General features: G+C 67.0%; 22 protein-coding genes. 11 read left to right on the forward strand and 11 right to left on the reverse strand.

Annotated features, from left to right (window positions below; translation table 11 throughout):
* Positions 1 to 22: 22 nt before the first annotated feature.
* The gene (locus JY500_RS22390) at positions 23 to 1057 is read right to left on the reverse strand and encodes an OmpA family protein (protein ID WP_206254505.1); all 1035 of its coding nucleotides are present in this window, start codon (positions 1055 to 1057) and stop codon (positions 23 to 25) included.
* Between the two features lie 203 nt (positions 1058 to 1260).
* Here JY500_RS22390 and JY500_RS21155 point away from each other — a divergent pair, with 203 nt between their 5' ends.
* Positions 1261 to 1674 carry a YbjN domain-containing protein gene (locus tag JY500_RS21155; protein ID WP_206254506.1) on the forward strand — a complete coding sequence of 138 codons (414 nt, stop codon included), beginning with the start codon at positions 1261 to 1263 and terminating at the stop codon, positions 1672 to 1674.
* Between the two features lie 23 nt (positions 1675 to 1697).
* Here the strand turns inward: JY500_RS21155 and JY500_RS21160 are convergent, their stop codons facing one another.
* Positions 1698 to 2732 carry a Leu/Phe/Val dehydrogenase gene (locus JY500_RS21160; protein WP_206254507.1) on the reverse strand — a complete coding sequence of 345 codons (1035 nt, stop codon included), beginning with the start codon at positions 2730 to 2732 and terminating at the stop codon, positions 1698 to 1700.
* A 266-nt stretch (positions 2733 to 2998) separates the two neighbouring features.
* Between JY500_RS21160 and JY500_RS21165 the strand changes: the two genes are divergently transcribed.
* Both JY500_RS21165 and JY500_RS21170 read left to right on the forward strand, forming a co-directional pair.
* A complete protein-coding gene (locus JY500_RS21165) occupies positions 2999 to 4003 on the forward strand; it encodes a hypothetical protein (RefSeq protein ID WP_206254508.1) in 1005 nt (334 codons plus the stop codon).
* Positions 4004 to 4043: 40 nt separating this feature from the next.
* Positions 4044 to 4598 carry a flavodoxin family protein gene (locus JY500_RS21170; protein ID WP_206254509.1) on the forward strand — a complete coding sequence of 185 codons (555 nt, stop codon included), beginning with the start codon at positions 4044 to 4046 and terminating at the stop codon, positions 4596 to 4598.
* Between the two features lie 40 nt (positions 4599 to 4638).
* Here JY500_RS21170 and JY500_RS21175 read toward each other — a convergent pair whose 3' ends face one another.
* Positions 4639 to 5652, reverse strand: a complete 1014-nt coding sequence (locus JY500_RS21175) for a hypothetical protein (RefSeq protein ID WP_206254510.1) — start codon at positions 5650 to 5652, stop codon at positions 4639 to 4641.
* 585 nt (positions 5653 to 6237) lie between these two features.
* On the opposite strand from JY500_RS21175, the gene JY500_RS21180 reads away from it, so the two are divergent.
* Positions 6238 to 6831, forward strand: a complete 594-nt coding sequence (locus JY500_RS21180) for a TonB family protein (protein ID WP_206254511.1) — start codon at positions 6238 to 6240, stop codon at positions 6829 to 6831.
* 77 nt (positions 6832 to 6908) lie between these two features.
* Here JY500_RS21180 and JY500_RS21185 read toward each other — a convergent pair whose 3' ends face one another.
* Positions 6909 to 7709, reverse strand: a complete 801-nt coding sequence (locus JY500_RS21185) for a YaeF family permuted papain-like enzyme (protein WP_206254512.1) — start codon at positions 7707 to 7709, stop codon at positions 6909 to 6911.
* Positions 7710 to 7870: 161 nt separating this feature from the next.
* Here JY500_RS21185 and JY500_RS21190 point away from each other — a divergent pair, with 161 nt between their 5' ends.
* From JY500_RS21190 to JY500_RS21220, 7 genes are all read left to right on the forward strand, one after another.
* A complete protein-coding gene (locus JY500_RS21190) occupies positions 7871 to 8287 on the forward strand; it encodes a DUF2946 family protein (RefSeq protein WP_206254513.1) in 417 nt (138 codons plus the stop codon).
* 69 nt (positions 8288 to 8356) lie between these two features.
* Complete coding sequence (locus JY500_RS21195; RefSeq protein ID WP_206254514.1) at positions 8357 to 10522, forward strand: TonB-dependent receptor family protein; 2166 nt, start codon at positions 8357 to 8359, stop codon at positions 10520 to 10522.
* On the forward strand, positions 10519 to 12009 hold the full coding sequence (locus JY500_RS21200; protein ID WP_206254515.1) for a PepSY domain-containing protein: 1491 nt from the start codon (positions 10519 to 10521) through the stop codon (positions 12007 to 12009). Before JY500_RS21195 ends, JY500_RS21200 begins: the two co-directional genes overlap by 4 nt.
* A 99-nt stretch (positions 12010 to 12108) precedes the next feature.
* Positions 12109 to 13020 (forward strand): PilZ domain-containing protein, encoded by a 912-nt coding sequence (locus tag JY500_RS21205; protein WP_172202308.1) that lies wholly within the window; start codon positions 12109 to 12111, stop codon positions 13018 to 13020.
* Positions 13021 to 13038: 18 nt separating this feature from the next.
* A complete protein-coding gene (locus JY500_RS21210; RefSeq protein ID WP_206254516.1) occupies positions 13039 to 14085 on the forward strand; it encodes a CobW family GTP-binding protein in 1047 nt (348 codons plus the stop codon).
* A 171-nt stretch (positions 14086 to 14256) separates the two neighbouring features.
* Positions 14257 to 17520 (forward strand): hypothetical protein, encoded by a 3264-nt coding sequence (locus JY500_RS21215; protein WP_206254517.1) that lies wholly within the window; start codon positions 14257 to 14259, stop codon positions 17518 to 17520.
* 196 nt (positions 17521 to 17716) lie between these two features.
* Positions 17717 to 18979: a multidrug effflux MFS transporter gene (locus JY500_RS21220; RefSeq protein ID WP_206254518.1), complete on the forward strand. Its 1263-nt coding sequence runs from the start codon at positions 17717 to 17719 to the stop codon at positions 18977 to 18979.
* Positions 18980 to 19001: 22 nt separating this feature from the next.
* Here the strand turns inward: JY500_RS21220 and JY500_RS21225 are convergent, their stop codons facing one another.
* From JY500_RS21225 to JY500_RS21255, 7 genes are all read right to left on the reverse strand, one after another.
* Positions 19002 to 19802, reverse strand: a complete 801-nt coding sequence (locus JY500_RS21225) for a DnaJ domain-containing protein (protein ID WP_172202304.1) — start codon at positions 19800 to 19802, stop codon at positions 19002 to 19004.
* A 17-nt stretch (positions 19803 to 19819) separates the two neighbouring features.
* Positions 19820 to 20548: a J domain-containing protein gene (locus JY500_RS21230; RefSeq protein ID WP_206254519.1), complete on the reverse strand. Its 729-nt coding sequence runs from the start codon at positions 20546 to 20548 to the stop codon at positions 19820 to 19822.
* Between the two features lie 48 nt (positions 20549 to 20596).
* Entirely contained in the window at positions 20597 to 21352 is a 756-nt protein-coding gene (locus JY500_RS21235; protein ID WP_206254520.1) for a J domain-containing protein, read from the reverse strand.
* A gap of 111 nt (positions 21353 to 21463) precedes the next feature.
* On the reverse strand, positions 21464 to 21802 hold the full coding sequence (locus JY500_RS21240) for a BON domain-containing protein (RefSeq protein WP_172202301.1): 339 nt from the start codon (positions 21800 to 21802) through the stop codon (positions 21464 to 21466).
* 238 nt (positions 21803 to 22040) lie between these two features.
* Positions 22041 to 23429 carry a sigma 54-interacting transcriptional regulator gene (locus tag JY500_RS21245; protein WP_172202300.1) on the reverse strand — a complete coding sequence of 463 codons (1389 nt, stop codon included), beginning with the start codon at positions 23427 to 23429 and terminating at the stop codon, positions 22041 to 22043.
* A complete protein-coding gene (locus JY500_RS21250; RefSeq protein ID WP_206254521.1) occupies positions 23426 to 23947 on the reverse strand; it encodes a hypothetical protein in 522 nt (173 codons plus the stop codon). The genes JY500_RS21245 and JY500_RS21250 overlap by 4 nt, the downstream gene beginning before the upstream one ends.
* Positions 23937 to 25325 carry a sensor histidine kinase gene (locus tag JY500_RS21255; RefSeq protein WP_206254522.1) on the reverse strand — a complete coding sequence of 463 codons (1389 nt, stop codon included), beginning with the start codon at positions 25323 to 25325 and terminating at the stop codon, positions 23937 to 23939. The genes JY500_RS21250 and JY500_RS21255 overlap by 11 nt, the downstream gene beginning before the upstream one ends.
* Positions 25326 to 25397: the final 72 nt, after the last annotated feature.

Genomic DNA, 25397 nt, shown 5'->3' on the forward strand with positions numbered 1-25397 from the left:
GGGTTTTCTGCTTGTGCTGCGCTTATTGAGGCATGCGCGTGCCGATGACTTCCACCTCGACGCGGCGGTTGGTCTGCAGACACTCGACCAGCACCTTGTTGCGGTTGGACTCAGCACCAAGACCGGTACAAGGCGCAATCGGGTTGGCCTTGCCCTTGCCTTCGGTCGCCACGCGGTTCGGATCAATCCCCTGTTCAACGAGGAAGTTCTTCACCGCTGCGGCACGCTGCTCCGACAGGGTCTGGTTGTAGGCGTCCTTGCCCAGACGATCGGTGTAGCCCACTGCAGTGATCACTTCCAGCGTCGAAAGCTGCTTCGTCGCGGCGGCAAACTCAGCCAGCTTCGCCTTGCCATCTTCGCGCAGCACGGCCTTGTCGAAATCAAACAAGGCATCTGCCGCCAGCGTCACCTTCTCAGCCGACGGCTTAGGCGCCACCGGCGCCGGTGCGGTTGGCTTCGGTGCCTCGGCCCGAGCAACCGTAACCGGCGCAGCGGGTTTCGGCGGCGGGCTGAAAACCCAGCCCAAACCGACGCGGTACATGATGTTGCCGCTCGAATCGAGGTTCTCGCCCCACTTGTCCTTGTTGGTAAAGCCGTAGATATACCGCGCATCCGCTTGCAGGAAGAACTGCTCACCCCAGAACCACTGGAAACCGGCGCCGCCATTCAGATAGGCCGCGTTTTTGCTATACGTTCCTGTCTCGGAGCCAAGCTTGTCATCCTCAATTCCGCCGCCCGCTAGCACGAAAGGACGGAAGCTGCTCCGGGAGAACAACCACAGTACGTCGGCACCGAGGATGTTCTGGCGATAAGAGTTCGGATTGGTAGTGCGATTGCCATATCCACCAATCTGCAGATCAAAAGCCTGCGACAGCGGGCCACCAAACGCCAGACCACCGCCAACCTTCATGTCATCGGACTTCCAGTCCTTGTCCGAATCAAGGGTGGTAACGCTGGGGAGCGCATACCAAGAGGGGTTGTAGGCTTCCTGTGCGTGAGCGGTTCCTGCGAGCGCAAGAATCCCCAACGCGGCAATGCGCATACGTAGCGCGGACATGGCTGATCTCCTATCTAGACACTGCTTGTTATTGGTCTTCGGGACTGCGGGCCGGGGATAGACAACTGTCACGGCCCCGCGAGCCGTTTATAGACCCGCAGACACGCTTTCGCCAGTTCGCAGCGCGCGCCTCCTGACAAATCGCAAACGGTTCGTCCTATACAGGGCAGACACCGTGATCTGCGTTACGGAGGAACAACATGATGAGCACTGGCTACTTCGCGCGGGAGGCCGTCACGCGCGACACGCTTTACGAGATTCTGGACGCCGCACTGATGGAAGTCGAGATCGATGGCGACGGCGATGTGTTGGTGCGTGAGGGCATCGTCTGCTATGTGCTGCTCCCCGAGCCGGAGCACGATCGCATCACGCTCGCGGCTCAGTACAGCTTCATGGACGACGTGCCGCATCTTGCCCGGCTCGAATGCGCGAACCGGATCAATCGGGAATACGTGCTGGTGCGCGCGGCCATCGACGAGCGCGGCAAGTTACGGTTTTCGTATCACTTGCTGCTCGCCGGCGGCATTACCGCGCGGCAGATCGCGTTGAGCGTAAAGCGCTTCTGCGCGATCTGCCCGCAGGCGATCGCCGAGCACGCGGCGGGGCTGCTCGAATGAACCCACGCCGCGGTGCCGGCGGATCAGGCGCGGCCGATACGCGCGCGCGCCAGCCGGTCGGCCACCTGCGCAGTCGGCACGCCTTCACGCAATGCGGTGAGCAGCACCTCGGTCGTCCGTTCGCGGATGGCCAGCACGCGCCGGTCGGCTTCCTCGACCGGGAAGCCGAGGTACTCGCCGGCAACCTTGATCAGCCCTCCGGCGTTGATCAGGTAGTCCGGGGCGTACAGCACCCCGCGCGCGCGCAGCGCTTCGTCGATACCGTCATGGGCAAGCTGGTTGTTGGCGGCCCCGGCCACGACGGCGCAAGCCAGCTGTGGCACGCGTACCGCGTCAAGCACGGCGCCCAACGCGCATGGGGCGAACACATCGGCTTCGACGGCGTGAATCACATCGACCGAAACCGCAACCGCGCCGAACTCGCGTACCGCGCGCTCGACACGCTCTGCGGCAATATCGGCAACGATCAATCGCGCACCGCGTTCGTGCAGCAGGTGGCACAGTGCGAAGCCGACACTGCCGAGGCCCTGCACAGCAACGCGTCGCCCCTGCAGCGTATCGGAATCAAACCGCGCTTCGAGCGCCGCGAGCATACCCCTCAGCACGCCGAGCGCCGTCGCCGGGGACGGATCGCCGCGGCCACCTTCACTTGCCGCGACGCCGCTGACATGGCGCGTGGCACGGCGTATCGCCGACATGTCGGTCGTGGTGGTGCCGACATCCTCGGCCGTGATGTAGCGTCCGCCAAGACGCTCCACCGCTTCGCCAAAGGCTTCGAACATGCGGGCGCGCTCCGCCGCCGGGTTGGCGAGGATTACCGATTTACCGCCGCCAAGCGGCAGGTCCGCGAGCGCCGCCTTGTAGCTCATGCCGCGCGACAGACGCAGCGCATCGGTCAACGCGGCAGCGTCATCGGTGTAGTGCCAGTGGCGACAACCGCCCAGCGCGGGGCCGCGATGCGTATCGTGGACGGCGATGATGGCAGCCAGCCCGGCCATCGGGTTGGCGCAAAAGACGACCTGCTCATGCTGGTCGAAGTCGGTGTGATCGAAGACCATGTTGGTGCTCCCTGTGGGTGTTGGGATTGGCGCCGCCCCCGGGTCTGGGCTTGGCACATGGTTCGCGCTGCAGTTTGTGGCCGTGCGCGATACCGGGTAGGAAAAAGAGCGAGGCCGCACCTTAGCGGTGAGCCCCCGCGGGGTCAATCCGGTCTGTCGCGTACGCATACCTTGCGGCCCACGCAGGACAATCGCCCGAGCATCGGAAGACCTGATCAATGAAAGCACTGTCGATGCGCTGGCGGGCCGCACCGCTTGCAACGGCGTTGCTCGCTGCGCCGGGCATCGCCGGGGCGGCCGCCTGCGAGCCGTTTCTCGATGTCCTCGACGCGGCGCGCGAGACCGTCGTGCTTTCGCTGTCGCGCTGCGATGTCCGCCCCGCCGCAGCCTGGCCCGATCCATGGCAGGCGTCCGCCTGGCGCCTGAGCGCAAGCGCACGCGAACGCTGGCGGAAGGCACTAGCTGGCGACGACCTTCACAGCGACCTGCTCGCCGCGCGGCTGCGAGCCCGGCCGGCAGATCCGCAGCAGCTCCCCGGGCCGCTGTTGCTGCGAATCTCGGCACGTCTACTCGCACCCGCGGCCTGGCGCTGGGATGCGGAACGCGGTGAGCTGGCCTTCGCGCCCCATCCGTCCGAAGCGCAGGCCTGCGGCGGACCGGGCGGCCTCATGATCTGGGACCATACCGTCGACACCGCACCGGCCAGTGTCGTCAATGCGAAGGTCTGGCGTGTCGAGCGGCCCGGCCTGATGCACGCGCTTCCTGACAATTGTGTCGATCGCTGGTCCGTGGACCTGCCGGCAAGCGTCGATCAGCACGGCCTCATCCGCATCCCGCCGGACACCTTGGACGGCAGTCTCGTCAACGTACGCGCGCAAGTCGGCGGACGCGAAGTGAAGGGTTCTCTGCGCGTATTCGACGCGCACCGTCACCCCCTCGCAGGGCGTTGGCACCAGGTTGCTGAGCTCGCCTGCGACGGCCGCGAACTGAGCCCCGGCGAGCCGGTACAAGAATTGATCTTCGACGCCGGCGGCGAGTTCAGCGTCACCCGCCAACCCTTCGAGGCGTACAAGGACTACTGGGGTCGCTATCGTCACGATCCCGAGCGCGGCACAATCACGTTCACCGCCGAGGGCGGCAACCGAATTCCCGAAGGGCTACGCTTGCAGGGAACGGCAGTCCTGCAAGGCAGAACTCTTACGCTGGAGCAGGTTCAGCTTTGGCCGGCGCCAAGCACGGACGCACGCTGCGGCATGCGTTTCGAACGCTGAACCGGCGACGCCCCATCACCCTTTCAAAACGAAACACCCGATGCGCAGCTTTCTCTTTCTAACGGCCAGCACCCGCGAGCCGGGCCATGTTGGCAACACCGAAACGCTTGCCCGTGCAGCCGCTGAGGCGCTGCCAGCGGACACGCCCCAGCAGTGGATCGCGCTCGCACAATGCCAGCTGCCAGCCTTCGTCGACCTGCGCCACACGGCCGGCAGCTACCCGCCGCCGGAGGGCGACGCAGCAACGCTGCTGGATGCCACGCTGGCAGCCACCGACATCGTGTTCGTATCGCCGGTCTACTGGTTCTCGGTACCCTCGCCGCTGAAGGCCTACCTTGACCAGTGGAGCGCCTGGATGCGGGTGCCCGGCGTCGACTTCAAGACCCACATGGGCAAGAAACGCCTGTGGGTGATCGCCACCAGTGGCGACCGTGCGAAGGCGCAGCCGATGTTCGACAGCTACAAGCTGTGCGCCGACTTCCTCGGCATGCAGTGGATGGGCGCGCTGTGGGGCAAGGGCGGCGCACCGAACGCCGTGCTGGCCGACACGGCCGCACTGGCCGTTGCGCACACCTTTCTCACCGCACCGGTCTGACGCCCGCCGCGCCGGGCCGGCGCCACGCTGCGCACCGGCCTCAGATCGGCAGGCGGCTTGCCTCGGCAAAGCTCATCGTCACCTTGCGCATCGCGCTGCGCGGGAAACGCACCTGCAGGGCTGCGCGGGTGACTGGGCGAAGCCGCTCGGCTCTGGCATAGGCGAAGCGGATCTCGCGCAGCGGCTCGTTGCTCTCGCCCTCGACGAGCAGGTTCATCGCGGTGAGGCGCATCGTGCGCGTGGTGATCGAGACCAGCGACTCGGCGCTCTCAAGCACGCCGCGCACCACTTCCAGCTCGTGTTCCAACGCATCAACGCCGGCGCCCGAGGCCGCCAGCGCACGGGTGTTCTCCTCCAGCAAGGCCTTGAGCGCTTCGCCGTCCTTCCCCCCGTCGTGCACATCGAAGCCGGTGCCGTGGCCATGCAGCATCTGCAAGCGCGTTTGCAGCAAGGCACGGTCGTCGGAGAGGCTCTTGCGCTCGTCCCGCAGGGCATCGATGCGCTCCAGGGCCACCATCGCCAGTTCTTCGAACATCCGCCACGCGACGGTGCGACCAAGCCCCTCCGCGTCAGGGGCGACAATATGCACTCTGGGGTTGGAGAAGCTCACGCTGGTCTGCACCACGTCGCGACGAAGGATTTCGCCCTCCATCGCCATCCCGAGCCCCTTGCGCTCGATCAGCGTGGTGCCCAGCACCGCGTACGCGGCGTCCAGCGTCGGGTTCTGCTCGAACAAGGCCTGCAGCGGCTCGGAGCGGCTGAACGCATTCACCAACTCGTCGGGCGAGACGAAGAAGGCCGCCAGCTCAGGCGTGCCATGCCAGTGGTCGGGCGACGCATCGCACGGTGTCGGCATCTGCTTCACGCTCGCGATGATGTGGCGGATCGTCGCGCTAACGCCGGGAGCCAAGCGCTCGTCGTAGCGCGAGCACAACGCCAGCTTCGGATCGGTCTGCCGGATCAGGAAGTCTGTTGCATCGCGCACGAGCTGCGGCGAAACCGTTTCAGCCGGCGCGGGGCCCTCTTGCTTACGCAGCCAATCGAACAGTCCCATGGTTTGCCTCCGTCGCCGTGGTGTGCCAAGTCGCATGGTGAGCGCGGCGCGATGGCAGCGCCAGTGCCTGCGTCAACACTTGTCATTACGTGCCTTGGGGTGGCGCAACAGGCGCCACGGCGGTGCATCGCCGACGCTTTGGCAGTAACACCAAAATTGTCACCGGGCGGGTTGTGCGCCACGCGGCTTGCACGCCACAATTGCCGCCCTGATACGAACGGCGCAGTGAAATCGCCCCGTATCAGCCTGATTTTCCAAGTCATTGCGCCGGGGGGCGCAATGCGGCAATCGAACATCATCCGAGCTGCAGCCAGGCGCGAAGTCTGCCGCGGCAGATTCGGCGTATTTTTTGCTTCTCGCAATTCTGGCGCTGGAGACCGTCTGGCGCGCAAGGGGTGGCTGCTACCGGCGGCTGCCTTGGGATTGATGATCTGGGGGGTCGCTCGATTGAAGCGCTTGGCTGCATGGGAAGGCGCGCGCACCGGAGTCCGCGCGCAGAGCAGGAAACATCGCTGGAACTGGCTTTGCGGCGCCGCGCTGCTGGCAGGCTGGCACGCGCCGGTAAGCGCACAGAACGCAAAACCGATGCCTCAGGTGATGTCGGAGACCGAGGTCTCGGAAGCCACCCGCCGGCAGGCGGAAGGGCCGATGCGCTTCATCCTGCAGGTGGAACAGGCAAAGGACAAAGACAAGGACAAGAAGCCGGCGCCGCCGCGCGAGGCGAAGCCCGCCGCCCCTGTCGCTACCGCGAAACCTCGCCCAGCACCGGCGCCGGCGCCCGCAACGGCTGCGGCCGACAAGCCCGCAACGGCCGCGCCGGCAGCGGAAGCCCAAGCAGCGCCCGAGAAGCTCGCCATCGCGGCACCGGCGCTTGAGGCGCCACCACCCGCGGCGCCAGAGCCTGCCGCCCTGCCGCCGCCTCCCCAGCCGACGCTGGTCACGATGGTCGAGCCGGATATTCCAACACCGGTGCGCCGGCGCTTGAAGGGCGCGCAGAGCGCCACGCTGCGCTTCAACGTGACGCCGGAAGGTGCCGTAGCGGATCTGGAGGTGCTGGAGATCAGTAACGCGGCCTTGCGTCAGCCCGTGGTCGACGCCATTCGCCAGTGGCGCTACAACCCGCCCGGCCAGACCGTGGCGCAGAAGGTGCAGTTGCAGGTGCTGGAGACCAACGACTAAGCGCCCGGGCGCGCGGCTGACACTGATGCGACAAGGGCGCCCACGGGCGCCCTTTGTGTCACTGCGCTGAGTCCGACTCAGGCGCCGTCGGGGATACGGACCATCGGCGTGGGCGCGGGCGGGAACTTGAGGTGACCGACGTAAGTGAGCGGCTGGTCGACCTGGATCGATGACACGTCGCCCTCCCGCATGTGGAGGATGTCCGCCGGCGAAACCCAGGTCGGATTGGACTTGGTGATCGGGTGGCCCGCCTCGCGGTAGGCCTCCAGCACGAACTGCGAGCAGAAGAAGCGGTCGTCACCCGCGCTGCCATTGCCCAACTGCACGGTGGCAAGCCCGTTGATGCACGCATCGCGGATCGAGGCTGGCACCGTCGGCAGTTCGCACAAGCGACGCTCGATCGAGAACGGCGCCTGCATCATCACACCGACGTAGTTATAGCGATCGCCCACTTTCTCTTGCGCGAAGCTGCGGATGCGCGCAGCGCCGGTATCGTCCAGCGACGGATGGCGGAAGGCGACAACCACCGATTCCTCGTCCAGCACCTCGGCCACCGATCGCACCCGCACGCCCTCGCCCACGGCTTCGGCCACTTCGCCATTGCCGATGTACAACGCGGCGTGGCTCACCGGCGCCAGCGTAAACAACCGGATCCCCGCCGACGTGATGCCGTTGGCGGCCGAGAGCAGGATGTCCCCCGCGCGCAGCAGTTGCGCACCGATCAGCGTGCCGCCGTTGTGCGGAGACAGTGCCGCGCGCTGGAAGGCGATCGGCGGCTGGCCACCCGGCTCGAGCGCTTCAAGCGGTTTTTCCGCCACCTGGGTGGCACACGCACTGCAGCACAGCAGCAGCGCGATCAGGACAATTCTCTGGATCACAGGCGGAGCCCTTCAAGACGAAGTCGCGATTGAAGCAGATTCGCGCTGCCCGGCGCCAGAGTCAGAAGCACTTCATGGAATGCCCGGCGTGCCGGTCCGCTTTGCACCGGTCAAGAAAACGCGCTGCGCTGCCTTTACCGCGCCGAAAGCCGCATGATTGAATGGCGGCCGGTTTGTCACCGAGCGTTCGCCCCTTGTTCCTGTATCGCCGCCTGATCGTCCGCCTCACGCTGCTTGCCGTGCTGTTCGCACTGCTGGCGCCGGCACTCGTGCACGGCGTGCGGATCTGGCAAGGCGCGACGCTGCTTGAACTCTGTTCGGTACGCGGCACGCACCAGGTATTGCAGTTTGCGGACGGTCATGTCGAGAAGCTTCCCGCTGCCGAGGACGACGGCCACTGCAAGCTGTGCCAAGGGGCCGGACACGCCCCCTCGCTGCACACGCAATCGGCCGAAGCAGCGTGGTACCGCGTGGCGCTGCGTGCCCAGGCGCCGGTACCGCCAACGCTGCCACCTGCGCCGCAGGGCGGCACCTTGTGGACCGCGCTACGAAAGCATGAGCCTCCGCACCTGAGCTGAAGTTCCGCACGACCACGCGCTGCCCAACCCGGGCGTTGCGCCATCGATCGCACTTCAATCAGGTCCATCATGTCGAAACACTTCCGTCTCGCGCCGCTCGCGGCCGCGATGGCGTGTGCTTGTGCGCACGCCGAAGAACCCGTTATCACCGCTCCGGCCACGCAAGTCGCGCAGGTCGAACGCATCGTCGTATCCGGCTCGCGCGAAGCCACCTCACTGCGCGCCACGCCCGCCGCGGTTGAACGCATCGATGAGGCGATGCTCGATGCGCGCCGCCCCACTTTCATCGGCCAGGTGCTCAACACCGCCCCCGGCGTGTACATCACCGACCTTGGCAACGAGCAGCACAACACCTCGATCCGGCAGCCACTGTCCTACCAGGCGGTGTATCTGTACCTGGAAGACGGCCTGCCGATCCGCCCGGTCGGCCTCTTCAACCACAACGCGCTGTACGAGCTGAACCTCGCGTCGGCCGGCGCCATCGAGGTCATCAAAGGGCCTGCATCCTCGCTGTATGGCGCCAACTCCGTCGGCGGTGCGATCAATCTGCTGACCGCGGCGCCGAGCGAGGCGCCCGAACTGCAGTTGGGAATTCAGCGCAGCAACGACGGCTACACCCGCGCCGAGTTCGATGCCTCGACCAACTTCGGCGCGCACGGCCTGCGTGCGAGCGGCTACGTTGGCACACAGCGGGACGGCTGGCAGACTCATTCCGACGCTGACAAGCGCAGCCTGTCGCTGCGCTGGGACTGGCAGATCGCGTCGCAGCTGCGGCTCAAGACGGTGGCGAGCTACAACTACCTCGATACCGACATGCCCGGCTCGCTCAACGCGTCCGACTACGCCAGCCGGCCGGCGTTTTCGCCCAACACCTTCACCTTCCGCAATGTCGAGGCGATGCGACTGTCGTCGGCGCTGGAGTCGCGCTGGCGTGCCGAGAGCCTCAGCACGCTGACGGCCTGGTGGCGCGACAACTCCACCGATCAACTACCGAGCTACCTGATCTTCGATACCGGCGCGAGTGCCGCGTCCGGCCGCACCACCGACCAGCACTTCCGCTCGCTGGGCGCGGATCTTCGGCACCGCGAGGACGTCGCCCGCACGCTGCGCCTGATTGGCGGCGTAAGCCTCGACCATTCGCCGGTGGACGCCCGCGAGGACAACCTCGCAATCACGCGCGACCCGGCCAGCGGCCGCTACACCGGCTACCGAGTGGTCTCGGCGCGGCGCGACTACGACGTCACGGTGCACAGCGTCGCCGCCTACCTGCAGGGCGAATGGCGACCGCTGCGTGGCTTCACGCTGACCGCCGGGGCGCGGCACGACGACATCGGCTACGACTACACCAACCATCTGACGCCGTCGGCCACCACCGGCGCAGCCTCCGGCTCGCGCGACTACTCGCACACCAGCCCGAGCATCGGCGCGGCGTGGGACGCGACCCGCACGCTCAACCTCTACACCCGTTACAGCCAGGGCTTCACGCCGCCCGAGGTCAGCAGCCAGTACGGTGGCGCGCTCGCCACGCCGGATCTGCGCCCGGCGGTGTTCGACAATATCGAGGCCGGCGCGCGCTGGGCACGGCCAGACCACCGCCTGAGCGCGGAACTGACGGTCTATCGCCTCGCCGGCAGCGACGAGATCCTCAGCTACACGATCCGCCCCGGGGTGTCGGAACCGCGCAACGCCGGCAGCACCCGCCATGTCGGCGTCGAATTCGGCAGCCAGGCGCGGCTGGGCAGCTTCGAGGTGATGTTCTCCGGCGCATGGGCCAAGCACCGCTACGGCAACTACCGCCCGAGTTCGACGCTCGACTTCAGCGGCAAGGACATGCCCGGCGCACCACGTCTGCTCGCCAACGCCGAGCTGGCATGGCTGCCGGGCGAGTGCGCGCGCATCGCGCTGGAAGGCCAACATGTCGGCGCCTACTGGATGGACAACGCGAACACCGTGCGCTACGACGGCCACACCCTGGCGCACCTGCGTGCAAGCTGGCGCGAGGGCGATTGGGAAATATTCGGCCGCATCGCCAACCTGTTCGACGCCCGCTACGCCGAGATTGCGGCCAGCAGCTACACCGGAAGCGGCTTACGCGCCCCCGACAAGCAGGACACTTACACGCCCGGCGCACCACGCACCTTCTTCATCGGTCTGCGCTACCACTTCGGCGGCACCCCGCCAGAGGCGAGCACCACCGAGACCGCCCAAACCCACAACGACGGGGTGCGCTCATGAGAGCAATCCTTTGGGCGACACACCGCTGGCTCGGCATGCTCAGCTGCATCGGCATCGTGTTGTGGGGGTTGTCTGGCGCACTGCATCCGGTGCTCTCACGTGTCCAGCCGAGGGCCGCTGCAATGCAGCCGCCGATGCGCAGCATCGACACCGATGCCGCCGCACCGCTCGCAAGCCTGCTGCAAGCGGCTGGCGTAGAACGCGTCGCCGCGCTGTCGCTCGCTGACGTGGCGGGTCAGGCCGCATGGCGGGTCGAAACCCAGCCGGGCACCACGCCGCGCTATTTCGCGCTCGACACCGGGGGCGAGCTGGATGGCGCGGATCAAATGCGGGCCATCGCGCTCGCGCGGCACTACGCCGGGCGGCCGGACGTGCCCCTGCGCGCCGTGACACCAGTACACCGTTTCGATGACGACTACCGAGCCGGCAACCGCATCCTCCCGGTCTGGCGCGTCGACTTCGCCGACGCCGGCGGGCTGCGCGCCTATGTCGATACCGCGCAGGGGCGCCTTGTCAGCCTCACTGATGATCGCCGCGCGTTGCTGAGCCGCCTGTTCCGCATCGGCCACAACTTCGAGCCCCTGGCCGGCTGGCCCGGGGCGCAACGAGCCCTGGTATCGCTACTGCTGGTGTTCAACGCGCTCTCGGCATTGATCGGCTTGTGGTTCTGGTGGGCCTTGCGGCACAACGCAGCGCGCAGGCTGGCACGACGTCCGCTGGCACGCTGGCATCGGCGGCTCGCCTGGCCGCTTGCCTTGGTCATGCTCGCCTTCAGCCTCAGTGGACTGCTGCATCTATGGGTCGGTGTCGCACAGGACGCCGCGCCCCCACTGCAGGCCAAGCTGTCAGTGCCAAGCAGCGAGCTGGGCGCGGTGCCCGCGGGCCGCTTCACGCAGCTGGCGCTGGTCGCAGCCGGGTCACACGCAGAATGGCTGGGTCAGCCCGCCCACACACAAGACCTCGCAGCGAGCGGCGTTGCGTCCGGGGGCCATTCAGGGCATGGCGGCAGCGTCAATCTGCCTCGTTGGGTGCGATTTGCAGCGGGCAGTGGCGCTGAACTCGGCCATCGCATTGATGCGCTCGCACTCGCCCAGGCAGCGAGCGCAACGGGGGCGCCCGGCACACCGCTGCGCGCCGGCGCCTGGATCACCCGCTTCGGCGGGGAGTACGGCTTTCGCTTCAAGCGGCTGCCGGTGTTTCGTGTCGATGCGCCGGACGCCCGCCTGTACGTCGAACCGTTGAGCGGCGTGGTCGTGCGCGCAAGCGATACAGACGCACTGGAAAGCAGCGTCTTCGCTGTCGCCCACATGTGGCGCTGGCACCCGGCATGGAAGGACGCCATCGAGTGGATACAGGCTGGCGTAGCCGTGGGCGTGGTCGCCCTGGGCCTCGTGGGCGCATTGTTGTTCCTGCGCCTGCCGCGGCCGAACCAGCGCCGCCGCCCGGCACGGCATGGTGCGGCAATAGCCAGCGTCGCGACGCCGTAGGGCTGCGTTGCCTGGGGCCCTTCAGCTTTTACGGATTTCGCCGACAATGCTGTTGGGCCCAGGCGAACCCGCGACGGGCCATCAAGCAAACCGTGCCCGATGTCCGACAAGCAGCAGGTCCTGATTCCGGTCGCAGATTTCGAGCTCACCGTCGGCAAGCCGGTGCCGTACAACCTGTTCACGCGTGGCGGCATCCTGGTGCTGGCGGCCGGTTCGGTGGTGGCCGACGACGACATGCTGAGCCGCCTGCTCAGTACGCGCCCCTTCCGCACCGCCGAAGGCATCGCGCGCGCAGGCATGGCGCTGGTGGACGAGAGCGACAAGGAACTGCTGATCGGCGAGAGCCGCGACCCGTTCCGCGAGCTGGGTCACTCGGTCGAATCGATCGAGCTGTTCCTGCGCCTGCCCGGGGACGACGACACGCGCCCCTACAGCGTGCCGTTCTTTGGCCTGATGCCGATGCAGGCGCTGATCGTCGGCGCCCCGTTCATCAGCCGTAACTTCTTCTGGCGAGACCACGAGGGCCTGCCGCTGTTCGTGAAGTTGCGCAGCGGCCGCTACCTGTACGCCTTCGAGACCAGTGTGACGCGCTACGGCGCCGCGCCCACCGCCTATCTGATGCTCGGCTACCCGAAAGTGGCACAGCGCAAGGCCTATCGCTCGTCGCTGCGGGTCAGCGCAGCGCTGCCTGCGGTGATCGACGCAGCCGGCAAGGAAAAGCTCAAGGTTGCAATCTCGGACATGTCCGACAAGGGCTGTGCCGTCGACACGCAATTCGTGATCGGCGAGATCGGCAGCCAGGTGACACTGACCTTCCGCATGCGCCTCGACAACGAGGCCTACATGCTCTCGCTGCCATGCATCATCCGGAATCAGCAGACACGCAAGGGCGGCCTGCTGCACTACGGCCTCTCGTTTGGTGACACCCATCAACATCTGCCCTGGCACCAACGCATGGCGCTGAAGGCGTATCTCTACGACGGGTTGATTGATACCGGCACGCGCCAATAGCCGACCTACAATCAGCAGATGCGATCTCCTGTTCCCGTCACCCTGCTGACCGGCTTCCTGGGCAGCGGAAAAACCACCCTGCTCAACCACCTGCTGCGCGACCCGGCCTTGGCCGGCTGCGCCGTCCTGATCAACGAAGTCGGCGAGGTCGGGCTCGACCATCTGCTGATCGAACGGGTGGACGAGGAAGTCGTGCTGCTCGAATCAGGGTGCCTGTGCTGCACGGTGCGCGGCGACCTGGCCCGCACCCTGCGTGAGCTATGCGTGCGACAGGAAGAAGGGCGCCTTGCCCGGCTCGACCGCGTAGTGATCGAAACCACCGGCCTCGCCGACCCGGCACCGGTGATCCACACGCTGATGCGCGACCCGTTCCTCGCCTATCGTTTCAGGCTTGACGGCGTCGTGGCGACGGTCGACCCGCGCCATGCGAGCTGGCAACTCGCCCAGCACCCGGAGGCAGAACGCCAGGTGGCCTACGCCGACCGGATCGTAATGACGAAGTGCGACATCGCAACGCAGGCCGAACGCGATGCCGCCGGCCGGGCACTTGATCGCCTCAACCCCTCGGCAGCACGCTTCGAAGGCCGCATGGGACGAGTACCGAGCGAACTGCTGGCCGGCATGGCCTTCAGCGCCGGGCCGAGCGCGACGGCGGCACTCGGCACCTGGCTGGGCAGCGGGCGAATCGAAGCCGCCGATGCGCGCGACGCGTTCGGCCGCAGCGTGCGCGCGACCCACTCACGCGACATCCAGACCCACTTGCTGCGCTTTGAAACCCCATTCGAGTGGGATGCCTTCGCCGACGCGCTGGATCTGCTGCTGCAAGTCACCGGCGAGCGCATCCTGCGCGTGAAAGGCCTCGTACACATCGCTGGCGAAGCGGGCCCGCGCGTTGTCCACGCAGTACAGCAAGAACGCTATCCGGACAGCAGCCTGCCGGATTGGCCCGACGCCGACCGGGACACCCGGCTGGTCTTCATCACGCGCGATCTGCCCCGCGCACCACTTGAAAAGGCCTTCCTCGCGCTCTGCGGGGTCAGCGCGCGGCCAGCCGTGCCCGCCTGAGTCGCCAGCAAGCCAGTCGGGGCAGTTGCTTGTCATTTATTACGGATGCATCATCCGAAACTCACTTTTTGTAGTTTTCAGCGATTTGCGGGGCAGCACATGGGTATTCAGAGATTCACATCGCTTCAATGGCTTCGCTCCGCAGGCCTTTCGGCCGTCGCAGTCGCCCTCATGTCGGCATGTGGCGGCGGCGGCGCCGCATCAGGCACCAGCTCAGGTGGCACAACCGGCGGTGGCGGTAGCGGCAACGAAGGCGAAGTGGTCGCGCCGCCCAACATCATTGCTGGCCAGGCAATCGGCACCGTCACGGTGGCCCCAGTCACCGATGCCAGCGGCCCAATCGTTGCCACCTTCGGCGTCACGCTGCCGCCTGGCACGGCCGAGAACATCATTGCGCAGCGCGCCGGCGCGAATATCGCCACGCAGATCGACGTCAAGCGTCGCCACGCCGACGGCACGATCCGCCACGCGATCATCTCGACCCAACTGCCGGACGCCGCAGGTGGCCCGATCAAACTGGCCACTGCAAATACCAGTGCAACGGGGGGTGCCGAACTCGCCACGATGCTGGCCGGCACCGTCAACTACACGGTGGAGATCCGCGAAGCCGGCACGAGTTATCGCACCAGCCTGCGCGACGCGCTCAAGAACGGCGGCGACCCTTGGCTCAGCGGGCCGCTGGTGAACGAATGGCGTGCGCGTGTGGCGCCCGTGGACGCCAACAAGGTCGCGCACCCGGGTCTGCGCGTGCTGTTCGACGCACGCTTCGAGAACAGCAAGCGGGGCCGGGCCTCGATCACGATCGAGAACGTCGAGTCCACCGCAGCGCGCGGTGACCGCACGTACGACATCACGATGACCGACGAGCGCGGCACCGTGCTGTTCACGCAGACCGCCATCACGCAGCCCTTCCAGACACGCTACCGCAAGGTGTTCCAGTTCGGTGGCGCAGCAAGCCCGATCGTGGCACCGGATGTAGCGCTGCTGAAGAAGAGCCGCGCCATCCTGAACTACACCGACACGCCGCTGCCGGCGAGCGCTGTCGACAATATCGTCAGCCAATGGACCAAATCCAAACGCGGGCTCTTCGACAGCGGCATCGTCACATCGGCGATGCCCAACACCGGCGGGCGGATGGACATCGGTCCGCTTCCGGGATGGACCGTCGTCGCACTGCTCTCAGGCGATCCGAAGGCCTTGGCGGTGATGTATGACGCCGCCGAGCGTGCCGGTGTGTTCTCGGTCCATTACCGCGACGCAGAGACGGGCGACATCATCAGCATCAACAAGCATCCAACCGTCACCCTCGGCAGCGCCTCGCAGTGGTCGGACCCGGCCGACCGCCTGCCCAACACCACGCTGCCGCGCACGACACCGCATCAGCCGGATACCGCCCACCAGCCCTCGCTGGCCTTCGTGCCGTACATGATCAGCGGTGATCGCTACTACCTCGACGAGCTGTACTTCTGGGCTGACTGGAACCTCATCTCGATGCACCATGACTACCGCGAGAAGGAAAAAGGCCTCGTCCATAACGACCAGGTCCGCGGACAGGCGTGGTCGATGCGCACGCTCACGCATGCGGCATGGATCGCGCCGGGCACCGACTGGCAGGCTGCGTACTTCGACGACAAGGTGCGCCAGAACCTCAGCTGGTACGCCGCCAACGCGATTCCAATGAATCCACTCGGATGGTGGAAAGGCACCTCCAGCACCGATGGATCGCTGGAGCAGGCACCCGAGCCGGGCATGTCGCCCGAGGTCACGCACTGGTTCTCACCGTGGATGAATGACTTCTTCGCGCTGATGCTGGCGTACTGCTCGGATCTGGGTTACCCGGCCGCAGCCACACGCGACTGGACGCTGGGCTTCACCGCCAAGCGCTTCACCAGCGGCCCTGACTTCAGCCCCTTCGATGGCACCAGCTATCGCCTGGCCGGCCTGCTCAAAGGCAATGTGCCGATCAAGACGATGGCGGACTTGACCCGCTACAGCTTCTACACCCGCACCACCGGGGCACCGACCGACCTGCACTCGACCGGCGATTCAGCCGGCTACGCGATCCAGGCCTACGCCGCGCTCAGCGCAGCGCATGACGCCGGCGTCGCCAAAGCGGACGACGCTTTCGTATTCGTGCGCGAACAGATCCTGAAGAAGGGCGGCACCAACGCCTACCTCGGAGACCCGACCTGGAACATCGTTCCGCGAACCGCGGTAGCCGGCATCAGCGGATCGCCGGGGCTCAACAGCGGCGGCACGACGCCGACGCCACCCTTGCCGCCGGTCGTCGATGACCTGCCGCGCGACGCCAACGGCGCAATCAAGCCGGAGTGGTTTGCGGCCCTGCCACTGAACGCATGGACCGAGATGCCGGGCTCCCGCCTGCTCGACAATGTCGCCGTGCCAGCCGGTTTCACAGCCAGCGATCTGACCTCGATCGTCTACGCATGGGGCGGGGCCGCACTCGATACCAAACGCAACGGCCTGCACCTTTTCGGCGGCGGCCACGGCGACGGCAAGTGGAACGGCCTGCTGTTCTTCGGCTTTGACAACTATCGCTGGAGCACCACCTGGGGTGGCACACCGCGGGAGCAGATCCTCGGCAACAGCGGCAACTGGTCGACGAACGATGCGGGTACCGATTCGCTGAACGCCGATGGCAATCCGATGGCTTCACACGGTTGGTATGGCTACGCGTGGATCCCTGAGCGTGATGAACTGTTCCTCGGCGTGAGGCGGAGCGTCATTTGGGATCTCTCCGCCAAACAATGGCGCAAGCCATTCCTCGACTGGACAGCCTCCAAGTGGTCCAGTGACATCCAGGCGTGGCCGCACAAGGGCAAGGTGTACGTGTTCTGCGCCACGAGCGAGTACGGTGGCTGGGTATTCGATCCAGCGGGGCAGACAACGTTGGCAGACGGCAGTAAGGCGGTTGGCAGCTACGCGCCGATCACTGGCTTGGCGGCAACCTACCCGTGCCGCTGGAAAGAGATCGCGGTGCACATGCCGGAACGCGGCGAGGTACTTCGCTTCCGTCCGAAGGACAGCAGCACACCAGTGCACGTGCTCACGCTGGATGACTTCACGCGCAGTTACAAGGTCGATCCCACCGGCAAGGGCTGGGAAGCAGTCGTGAATGACTTGCCCTACACCGGTGACGTCGCGGGGGCAGCCTTCGCGCCCGGCGCCACGCGCGCCGAGGATCGTGTTTACATCCTCGAGAACGCGAGCAATGGCCGGCTTTGGGAGATCAACCCGAACGACTGGAGCGGCAAGCTGCTCAGCACGACTGGCACCGGCCCAAGCGCTGCGCGTTACGGGTATTACAGCCGCTTCGTGTTTGACCGCAAACATGGCGTGCTGATGGCGATGCCGGCGGTCACGACCGACGGCAGCACCGACGTCCCCAACGTCCGCATCATCCGCGTGCGCTAGCAAACACGCGAACTGCGCCGGTGTGGCAATCGTGCCGCATCGGCGCAGCGTCGGCCGTCGTCGCGGTATCCTTGTCCATTGCGACAAGGAAGCTTGACTGTGACACCCCGCCTCACCCTGGCGCAGCGCCCTTCTGCGCTTGCTTCATCCGCCAGCTGCGTTGCCGCAGCGGCTTCGTTCCTGCCCGGCACAAGCCATGTCAGCCCCGCCCAACGCTGAGTTCCAGCCCGCCGTGACCTGGCATCGGCCGGTGTGGGTGCTCGCCGCGTTGCTGGCGACACTGTCTTCGCTTGGTCCGTTCGCCATCGACACCTACCTTCCGGCCTTCGAGGGGATTGCGCAGGGGCTGGCGACGACGCCGGTCCATCTGCAGCAGACTCTGTCGGGCTATCTCGCCGGCTTCTCGGTGATGATGCTGTTCCACGGCGCACTATCGGACAGCTTTGGCCGCCGCCCCGTCGTCTTCGTCGGGCTTGCGGTGTTCGCGCTGGCCAGCGTCGTATGCGCCACCGCATCGCATGTGGGCGTGCTGATTGCCGGCCGGGTGCTTCAGGGCATGAGTTGCGGCGCCGGCATCGTGGTCGGGCGCGCGATCGTGCGCGACCTGTTCGCCGCGGTGCATGCGCAAAAGCTGATGAGCCAGATCACATTGTTCTTCGGGGCCGCGCCGGCCATCGCGCCGATCATCGGCGGCTGGCTGTTCGCCGGGTTCGGCTGGCGGGCGATCTTCTGGTTCCTCGCGCTCGTCGCCGTCAGCGTGCTGGTGCTGGCCGCCCGCACGCTACCCGAAACCCTGCCTCCCGAGCGCCGCCAGCCCTTCACACCGCTGGCGCTATCGCGCGGTTACTGGCAGGTCGTGTCGGACAAGCGCTTCCTGTTGCTGACGCTGGCAGCCGGCGTACCGTTCAATGCGATGTTCGTGTTCATCCTGTCGGCGCCGATGCTGCTGGGCCATCATCTGAAGCTCGCGCCGACGCAGTTCTTCTGGCTCTTCTGCTGGGGCATCAGCGGGATCATGGGGGGTGCCTGGGCAAGCGGCCGACTGGCCGGGCGCATTCCGCGCGAGCGGCAGGTGCGCTGGGGTTTCGGCATCCTGCTGGTGGTCGCGTTCGTCAATACGCTGTACCACGCCTTCGTGCCGGCCAACGTGTTCTCCGCGATTCTGCCGGTGGGCCTGATCGGCTTCGGCTGGTCGATGCTGGCACCTTGCGTGACGCTGCTGGTGCTGGATCGCTTCCCGGAACGGTTGGGTCTGGCCTCGTCCCTGCAGGCCTGCCTTGCCAGCCTGTCGAACGCGATTGTCGCCGGGCTCGTTGCACCGATCGCAATGGCCAGCGTCGCTGGCCTTGCGCTGGCATCCTTCGTCCTCGGCTTCGCCGGCTGGGCGGCGTGGAAGCTCTACCGAATGGATGTCCGGCGCGTCATCCGCTCGGAACAGCAGGCCCAGCAGGACAGTTAATCGCTTTCAGGACGACCGCCGCTCAGTAGTCGCTGCGATAGCCCTGGTTCTCGCGCTGCAGTCGCTCTAGGTAGGCCTTGTCGCGTTCGAGTCGGCGGCGGGCTTCCGCCGCCTGGCGTTCGCGCTCGCGGCGGTCCTCGGCCGCCAACCGCTCGGCCTCGCGGCGGGCACGCTCAGCCTGCTGGCGTTCGTCTTGCTCGGCGCGCTGTCGGCTGTACTCAAGATCGCGCGACACGCTGTCGGCCTCCCGGCGCGCCTGCTCCACTTCCTGCTGCCGCTGACGCTCGGCCCGCTCGGCAGCTTCGCGCTCCCGGCGTTCGCGCCACTCCGCCTCTCGTGCCACGCGCGCCTCGCGCTCACGCGCCTGGTCTTCCGGCGATCCCTCGGTCTGCTCGCGTTCGATCCGCTCAACTTCTGCACGCTGGCGAGCCGCCGCGTCCTCGGGCGATCCAACCGTGGCACCCAGGCGGAACCACCAGCCAGCCGGCAGGATCAGCAAAAGCGCGAGCAGCGCTCCGATCAGGCGCGGCGATCCAGGCAGACGAAGACCGGACGACTGCAGTTCCGGTGCAAAAGCAGCGATCGCCTCGTCGGGCGTCATGACCGGGCGCAACGAGCCATCGTAAGCGGCGCGCCGTTGTTCGTCGCCTAACACGTACCAGGCCTCACGCACCGCAACACAACGAATCGCGTAGTCCTCGGCGGTCGCCGGCGTGGCGCGCTCGGGCGCGTACTCGGCGAGCTGGCGATCAGTCGCGGCGCGCAGCGTCGCCTGATCCGCGTTCTGCGCCACACCTAGCACGTCGTACAGGGTCTTTTTCATGGGCCGGATGATAGCGTTCAGCGCAGGCGCATCACAGTGTTGTTCTCTTCCTGCAGGCGTTCGAGTTCGGCCTTGTCGCGCTCCAGCCGGCGGCGTGCCTCGTAGGCGCGCTGCGCCTCCGCACGCTTGGCCTCCTGCTCACGAGCCTCGCGCTCAGCCAACGCGGTGTCGCGCGCCGACATCGGTTCGTCCTCATCAGCGGCCGCTTCGCGCGCCTGCTCGTTGGTGTCGGCGGCCTTCATCGCCGCTTCGTATTCGCGTTGGCGGCGCGCGTCCGCGCTCTCCGCCTGGGGCGCGCCGCCGACGCGCTCCTGCACCTGAATCCGACTGGCGGCCTCGCGACGCTTGGCCTCGATTTCTGACGACACGCCCTGCGCCCATCGGTCACTCTGGTGCAGGAAACTACGCACGCCCTGCCACAGGCCGAAGGCCAAGAGGACGACCAGTCCGAGCAGCAGCCAGCGCATGCGCCCAGCGGTCTCGTCGCCAGCGCCAACACCGGCCAACGCAAGCGCCTCTCGGCTTGGCGGCGCGCCCCGTAGACGTTCGTCGTAGGCGGCGCGCGTGACCGGATTGCCGAGCACGCTCCAGGCCTCCCGCACGGCAAATTGCTGCGCGTCGCGATCAGGTTGCTCGGCAGCCGCGGGGCTGTCGAGGTATTCGATCAGGCGTTCGTAACAACGCTTGAGTTGCGCATCAGTGAAATCGGCGCGGGCTTGCAAGGCGTCGTAGAGGGTTCGCTTCATGGGGTCCGTCGCGCTTGCGGTGTCGATAAGGGGTTCAGGTGGATCGCGTCAATGCAGGCGCATCGCGCGGTTGTTGTCGTCCTGCAAACGCTCCAGCAGGGCCTTTTCGCGTTCCAGGCGGGCGCGGTTCTCAGCGGCGCGCTCGGCCGCCTCTTCTTCAGCCTGCGCGCGCTCGGCGTCGGCCCGTGCGCGAAGTTCAGCCGCTTCGGCCGCTTCACGCTCGCGCGCCGCCTCGCGGGCTGCAATCTGGGCGTCGGACTCGCGCCGTGCTTCCTCGTTGGCGCGTTCGTCCTGCTCGCGCTGCCAGCGCGCCTCGCCGGCTGGATGGCCGTCATCGCGACCGTTGATCTGCGCATCAATCCGCGCGCGGGTCTCAGCGTCGCGGGCACGCGCCTCGGCTTCCATCGCTTCGGCCTGCGCGCGGGCACGATCACTCGAAAAGGAGAAGCTGCAACTGCGCCATCCGATCGCCAGCAGACTCAGCACAGTGATCAGCACCAGCAGACGCCCGACGCGCCAGTCAAGAAGCGGCCGGCCAGCGGCGGCATCCAGATCGGGCAGAACCTCGTCTGTTGGGGGTTCGGTGAAGACGCTGTCGGGAAGGGTAGCGTCGTAGGCGGCGCGCGCTTCCGGGTTGCCCAGCACCGCCCAGGCGGCGTTGAGTTCGCTCAGTCGCTCCGCAGCCGACCCGGAGATCTTGGCTTCGCGTTCGAGCGGATCGGCGAGCCGCTGCCATGCGGCGAGCAGTTCGACTTCGCTGGCACGCGGATGCGCGCCGAGAACCTGGTACAGCGTGCGGGCCATGGGGCGTGCTGCAACGGAATTGACGGATTTGTCGATTCTAGCGGCGCATCGCCCTCGGACCTGTCAGAAAATGCCGCAGCACGGCCACTTGCTGCGGCATCGGTGAAGCACTTAACGGCTGGCGTCGACTTCCAGTCCGTTTTCCACACGGCGCACGCCGTCGACGCTGGCCACCAGCGCCAGCGCGCGCGACACGCTGTCGGCATCGCGCAGCCCGCCGCGCAGGGTCACTACGCCTTCGAGCGCCTCGACTTCGATGCGTGCTTCGGCCAGGGCCGGGTCGGCCTTCAGCGTGGCACTCACTTGCGCCTGCAGCGCCTTGTCTTTCGCGCTCGGCGTGGCCATCGTGCTTGCGTTGGCGGCAGGTTCGGCCGCCTGCAGCACTGCGCTCAGGCCGACGGCCAGCGAAGCGGAAGTCAGCAGTACAACAATCGTCTTGGGGTAGTTCATGGGACGCTCCTTGAATCAGGATGATCGGATGCGTGGCGCTGAGCGCCACGGCACGCCCCATCTCGCAACCGCCGTGCCATCGCCCGGAAAGCGTTAGCCTGCAAGGCGTTGCGCGAACCGGAACGGCCGTCGCCACGGGCGTTGCGGCCGAAACCGTCGCGCTGCCACGACGCCGGACGAGGGATCTGCTGCATTCGCCCGTTTGGCGGAGCCTCGCGGCGTCGCGTCGGTGCGACGCTCAGGCGGTGTTGCGGAACATCGCCGGCGTCAGCTCGTGGCGCTGCAGCAAACGGTAGAACTCGGTGCGGTTGCGGTCGGCCAGCCGCGCGGCGTCCGACACGTTGCCATCGGTGAGCTTGAGCAGCTGGGTCAGGTAGTTGCGCTCGAAGCGCTGCTTCGCTTCCGCATAGGTCAGCGCCTCCATGCTGCGCACCCGCAGCGCGCGCTGCACCAGCGACGCCGGGATCAAAGGCGCGGTGGACAGGGCGCTGACCTGCTCGACCACGTTGTAGAGCTGGCGCACGTTGCCAGGCCAGGCCGCCGTGGCGAGCGCCTCGATCGCATCCGGCGCGAAGCCGCTGAGCGTCTTGCGGTACTTCGTCGCGAGCTGGCGCAGGAAGGAGGCTGCCAGCAGCGGAATGTCCTCGCGCCGCTCCGACAGCGGCGGCAGCAGCAGCGACACAACGTTGAGACGGTAGAACAGATCCTCGCGGAACTGGCCCTCCGCCATCGCAGTGTCGAGGTTGCGGTGGGTCGCCGAGACGATGCGCACATCGATCGGCACCGAGCGGGTTGCCCCCACCGGCCGCACCGCGCGCTCCTGCAGCACACGCAGCAGCTTTACTTGCAGCGCGAGCGGCATGTCGCCGATTTCGTCGAGGAACAGCGTACCGCCGTCGGCCGCCTGGAACAGACCATTGTGCGACGCGATTGCGCCGGAGAAAGCGCCCTTCACATGGCCGAACAGCTCGGATTCGAGCAACTGCTCTGGGATCGCACCGCAGTTGATCGCGATGAAGGGTGCAGCAGCGCGCGGGCTGGCACGGTGGATCGCGCGGGCCAGCAATTCCTTGCCGGTGCCGCTCTCGCCGCGGATCAGGATGCTCGCGTCGGAGGCCGCCACCATGCGTGCCTCTTCCAGCACTTCGGCCATGCGGTTGCTGCGGCTGACGATGCCGGCGCGCCAGCTGGCGTCGTCATGGGCACCAGCCGACTCGGTGGTCGCGCCGAGCGACAAGGCCTGCGTCACCTTGTCGAGCAGCACACGGCTGTCGAAAGGCTTGGTCAGGTAGCCGAAGACACCACGCGACATCGCCTCCACCGCATCGGGGATGGTGCCGTGCGCGGTCAGCAGGATCACCGGCAAGGACGGATGGCTGCGCTGGATATCGCCGAACAGCGCAAGGCCGTCACGGTCGGGCAGGCGCACGTCGCTGATCACCAGATCCGGTCGCTCGACCGACAGGCGCGCCAGCGCCGCCTCGGCCGAGGCGGCAGCGGTCACGCGGTAGCCATTGGCCGACAGGCGCATCGAAATCAGCCGCAGCAGGTCGGCGTCGTCATCCACCAGCAGCAGGTGGGCGGCGCGCGCTGTGTCGGACTGTGAAACCACGTAGGGAACGCTCATCGCGTGCTCTCCTTTCGAGGGGCCGGCCGTGCCGGGCGGTTGGGGAGACTGCGCTCGATTTCGGCGAGCGCATCGATCTTGTCCTGCAGTGCATCGGCACGGCGCTGCGCCTCGCGTGCGCTGGCGCTGGCACGGTCCGCCGCCAGTTCGGCGCGCTGGCGAGCGAGATACTGGTCATGCAGCAGGCGCGCCAGCGGCTGTAGGATCTGCGCCTGCGCCGCATCAGAACGCAACACCGCGTCGAGCTGCGCCAGAGCGCGTGGAAAGTCGGGATTTGCGCCGCTGCCAAGCTGCATCGCGAGCTGCATCTGTTGCAGCGGGTTTTGCGGCCGTGCCGGCGCCACCGCCGCGCCCGGCTTCTGGCTCGCGCTGTAGAAGGCCAGCGCCGCATGCAGCGCGCTGTCGTCCGGTGCACGCACCGGCTCCTCGACGCGCGTCGGCTGGGTGCTGCAGGCGCCCAGCATGGCCAGCAGCAACGCGGCGAGCGTCGCGCGCACCGCGCTCATCTCAGGCTTCATGCGGTAACTCCACGCGGAAATGCGCACCGCCGTCGTCCGGCAGCAGCGCGATGCTGCCGCCGTGCGCTTGCACCATCTCGCGCACGATCGACAGGCCGATGCCACTGCCGCCACGCGCGCCCTCCGGCTGACGGCTGCCCTGGTAGAAGGGGTCGAAGATGCGGCCGCGATCCTGCCGCGCAACGCCCGGCCCCTGGTCGATGCAATCCACCCACACGTTGCGCTCGTTGCGCCCGAGCACGAAGCGCACGAGGCCGCCGTTGGGGCTGAAGCGGATCGCGTTGGAGAGCAGGTTGCCGAACACGATCGCGAGCTTGCCGGCATCGGCCACGACGAAGGTGTCCGGCCCGCTCAACTGCACTTCGATACGGCGCGACTGGCAGGGCAGCGCCTGTTCCCGCATCACCGCCTCGATCACCTCGCGCAGCGAGAGCTTCTTGCAGTCGAGCCGGCGCGCGTCGAAAGCCGCCGCGTTGTAGCCGAGCAGCGCCTCGATCCGGGTCTGTAGCAGCACGCTGTTCTCGGTGAGAATCTTCACGACTTCGGCCTGCCCGTCCTGCAGGGGGCCGAGCACACGGTCCTCGAGGAGCGCGATGCCTTCGTGCAGCGACGCGAGCGGCGTCTTCAGCTCGTGCGACACATGGCGCAGCACCCGCTGGCGATCGGCTTCAAGCTCGGCAAGCCGGCTCCGCAGCCAATCGAGCCGCCGCCCGACGCGGCGCAGGTCGGCCGGGCCGCGGATATCCACCGGCGTATCGAAACGATTGGCGCCCAGGTCGTCGATGCTGCGCTCCAGTCGCCCGAGCGGACGCACCAGCCACAGGCCGAACACCAGCGCCAGCACGACACTGCCGGCCAGTGCGGCGAACACCTGCAGGCCGAGGCGCGCACGATTGCCATCCAGCGTATCGAGCAGCTCGCGGTTCTGGTGTTCCACCACCTGCTGCGCTGCGGTGGCGAGTTGTTCGTTGACGTCACCCAGCCGCTGCAAGCCTTCCTGCAGCGGATGCGCCGCGGTGTCGTCGAGCAGACCGGCCACCGCGCTGGCGGCGGACTCCCAGTCGGCGACATGGCCGCCGAGCGCCGGGCGCAGCGGCTGCAGCGACGCGAGTGCCTCGTCGCGCGCCTGCATGAAGCGGCCGCGCAAGGCCTCGTCGCGCAGCACACGGAACTGCCGCGCGCTGCGCGCCATGTCCACCGTGCGCTCGCCGACCAGTTGCGTCGCGGCCGTCACCTCCACCGCATGGGCCGCGGCGGCGCGACTTTCGGCCGCAAACGCTTCGAGCATGCGCACACCACGCCAGGCCGTGCTGCCTAGGAGCAGCGCGATCAGCAGGAAGGCGACAAGGAGAAGCTGGCGAAAGGAAACCCGGGACATCTGCGGCGAGCGTGGCCATCCACGGCGCGCCGCCGGTGATGCCAATGGAATCAGGAGCCGCGATCAGAACAC

Source organism: Niveibacterium microcysteis, from assembly GCF_017161445.1.
Taxonomy (GTDB): domain Bacteria; phylum Pseudomonadota; class Gammaproteobacteria; order Burkholderiales; family Rhodocyclaceae; genus Niveibacterium; species Niveibacterium microcysteis.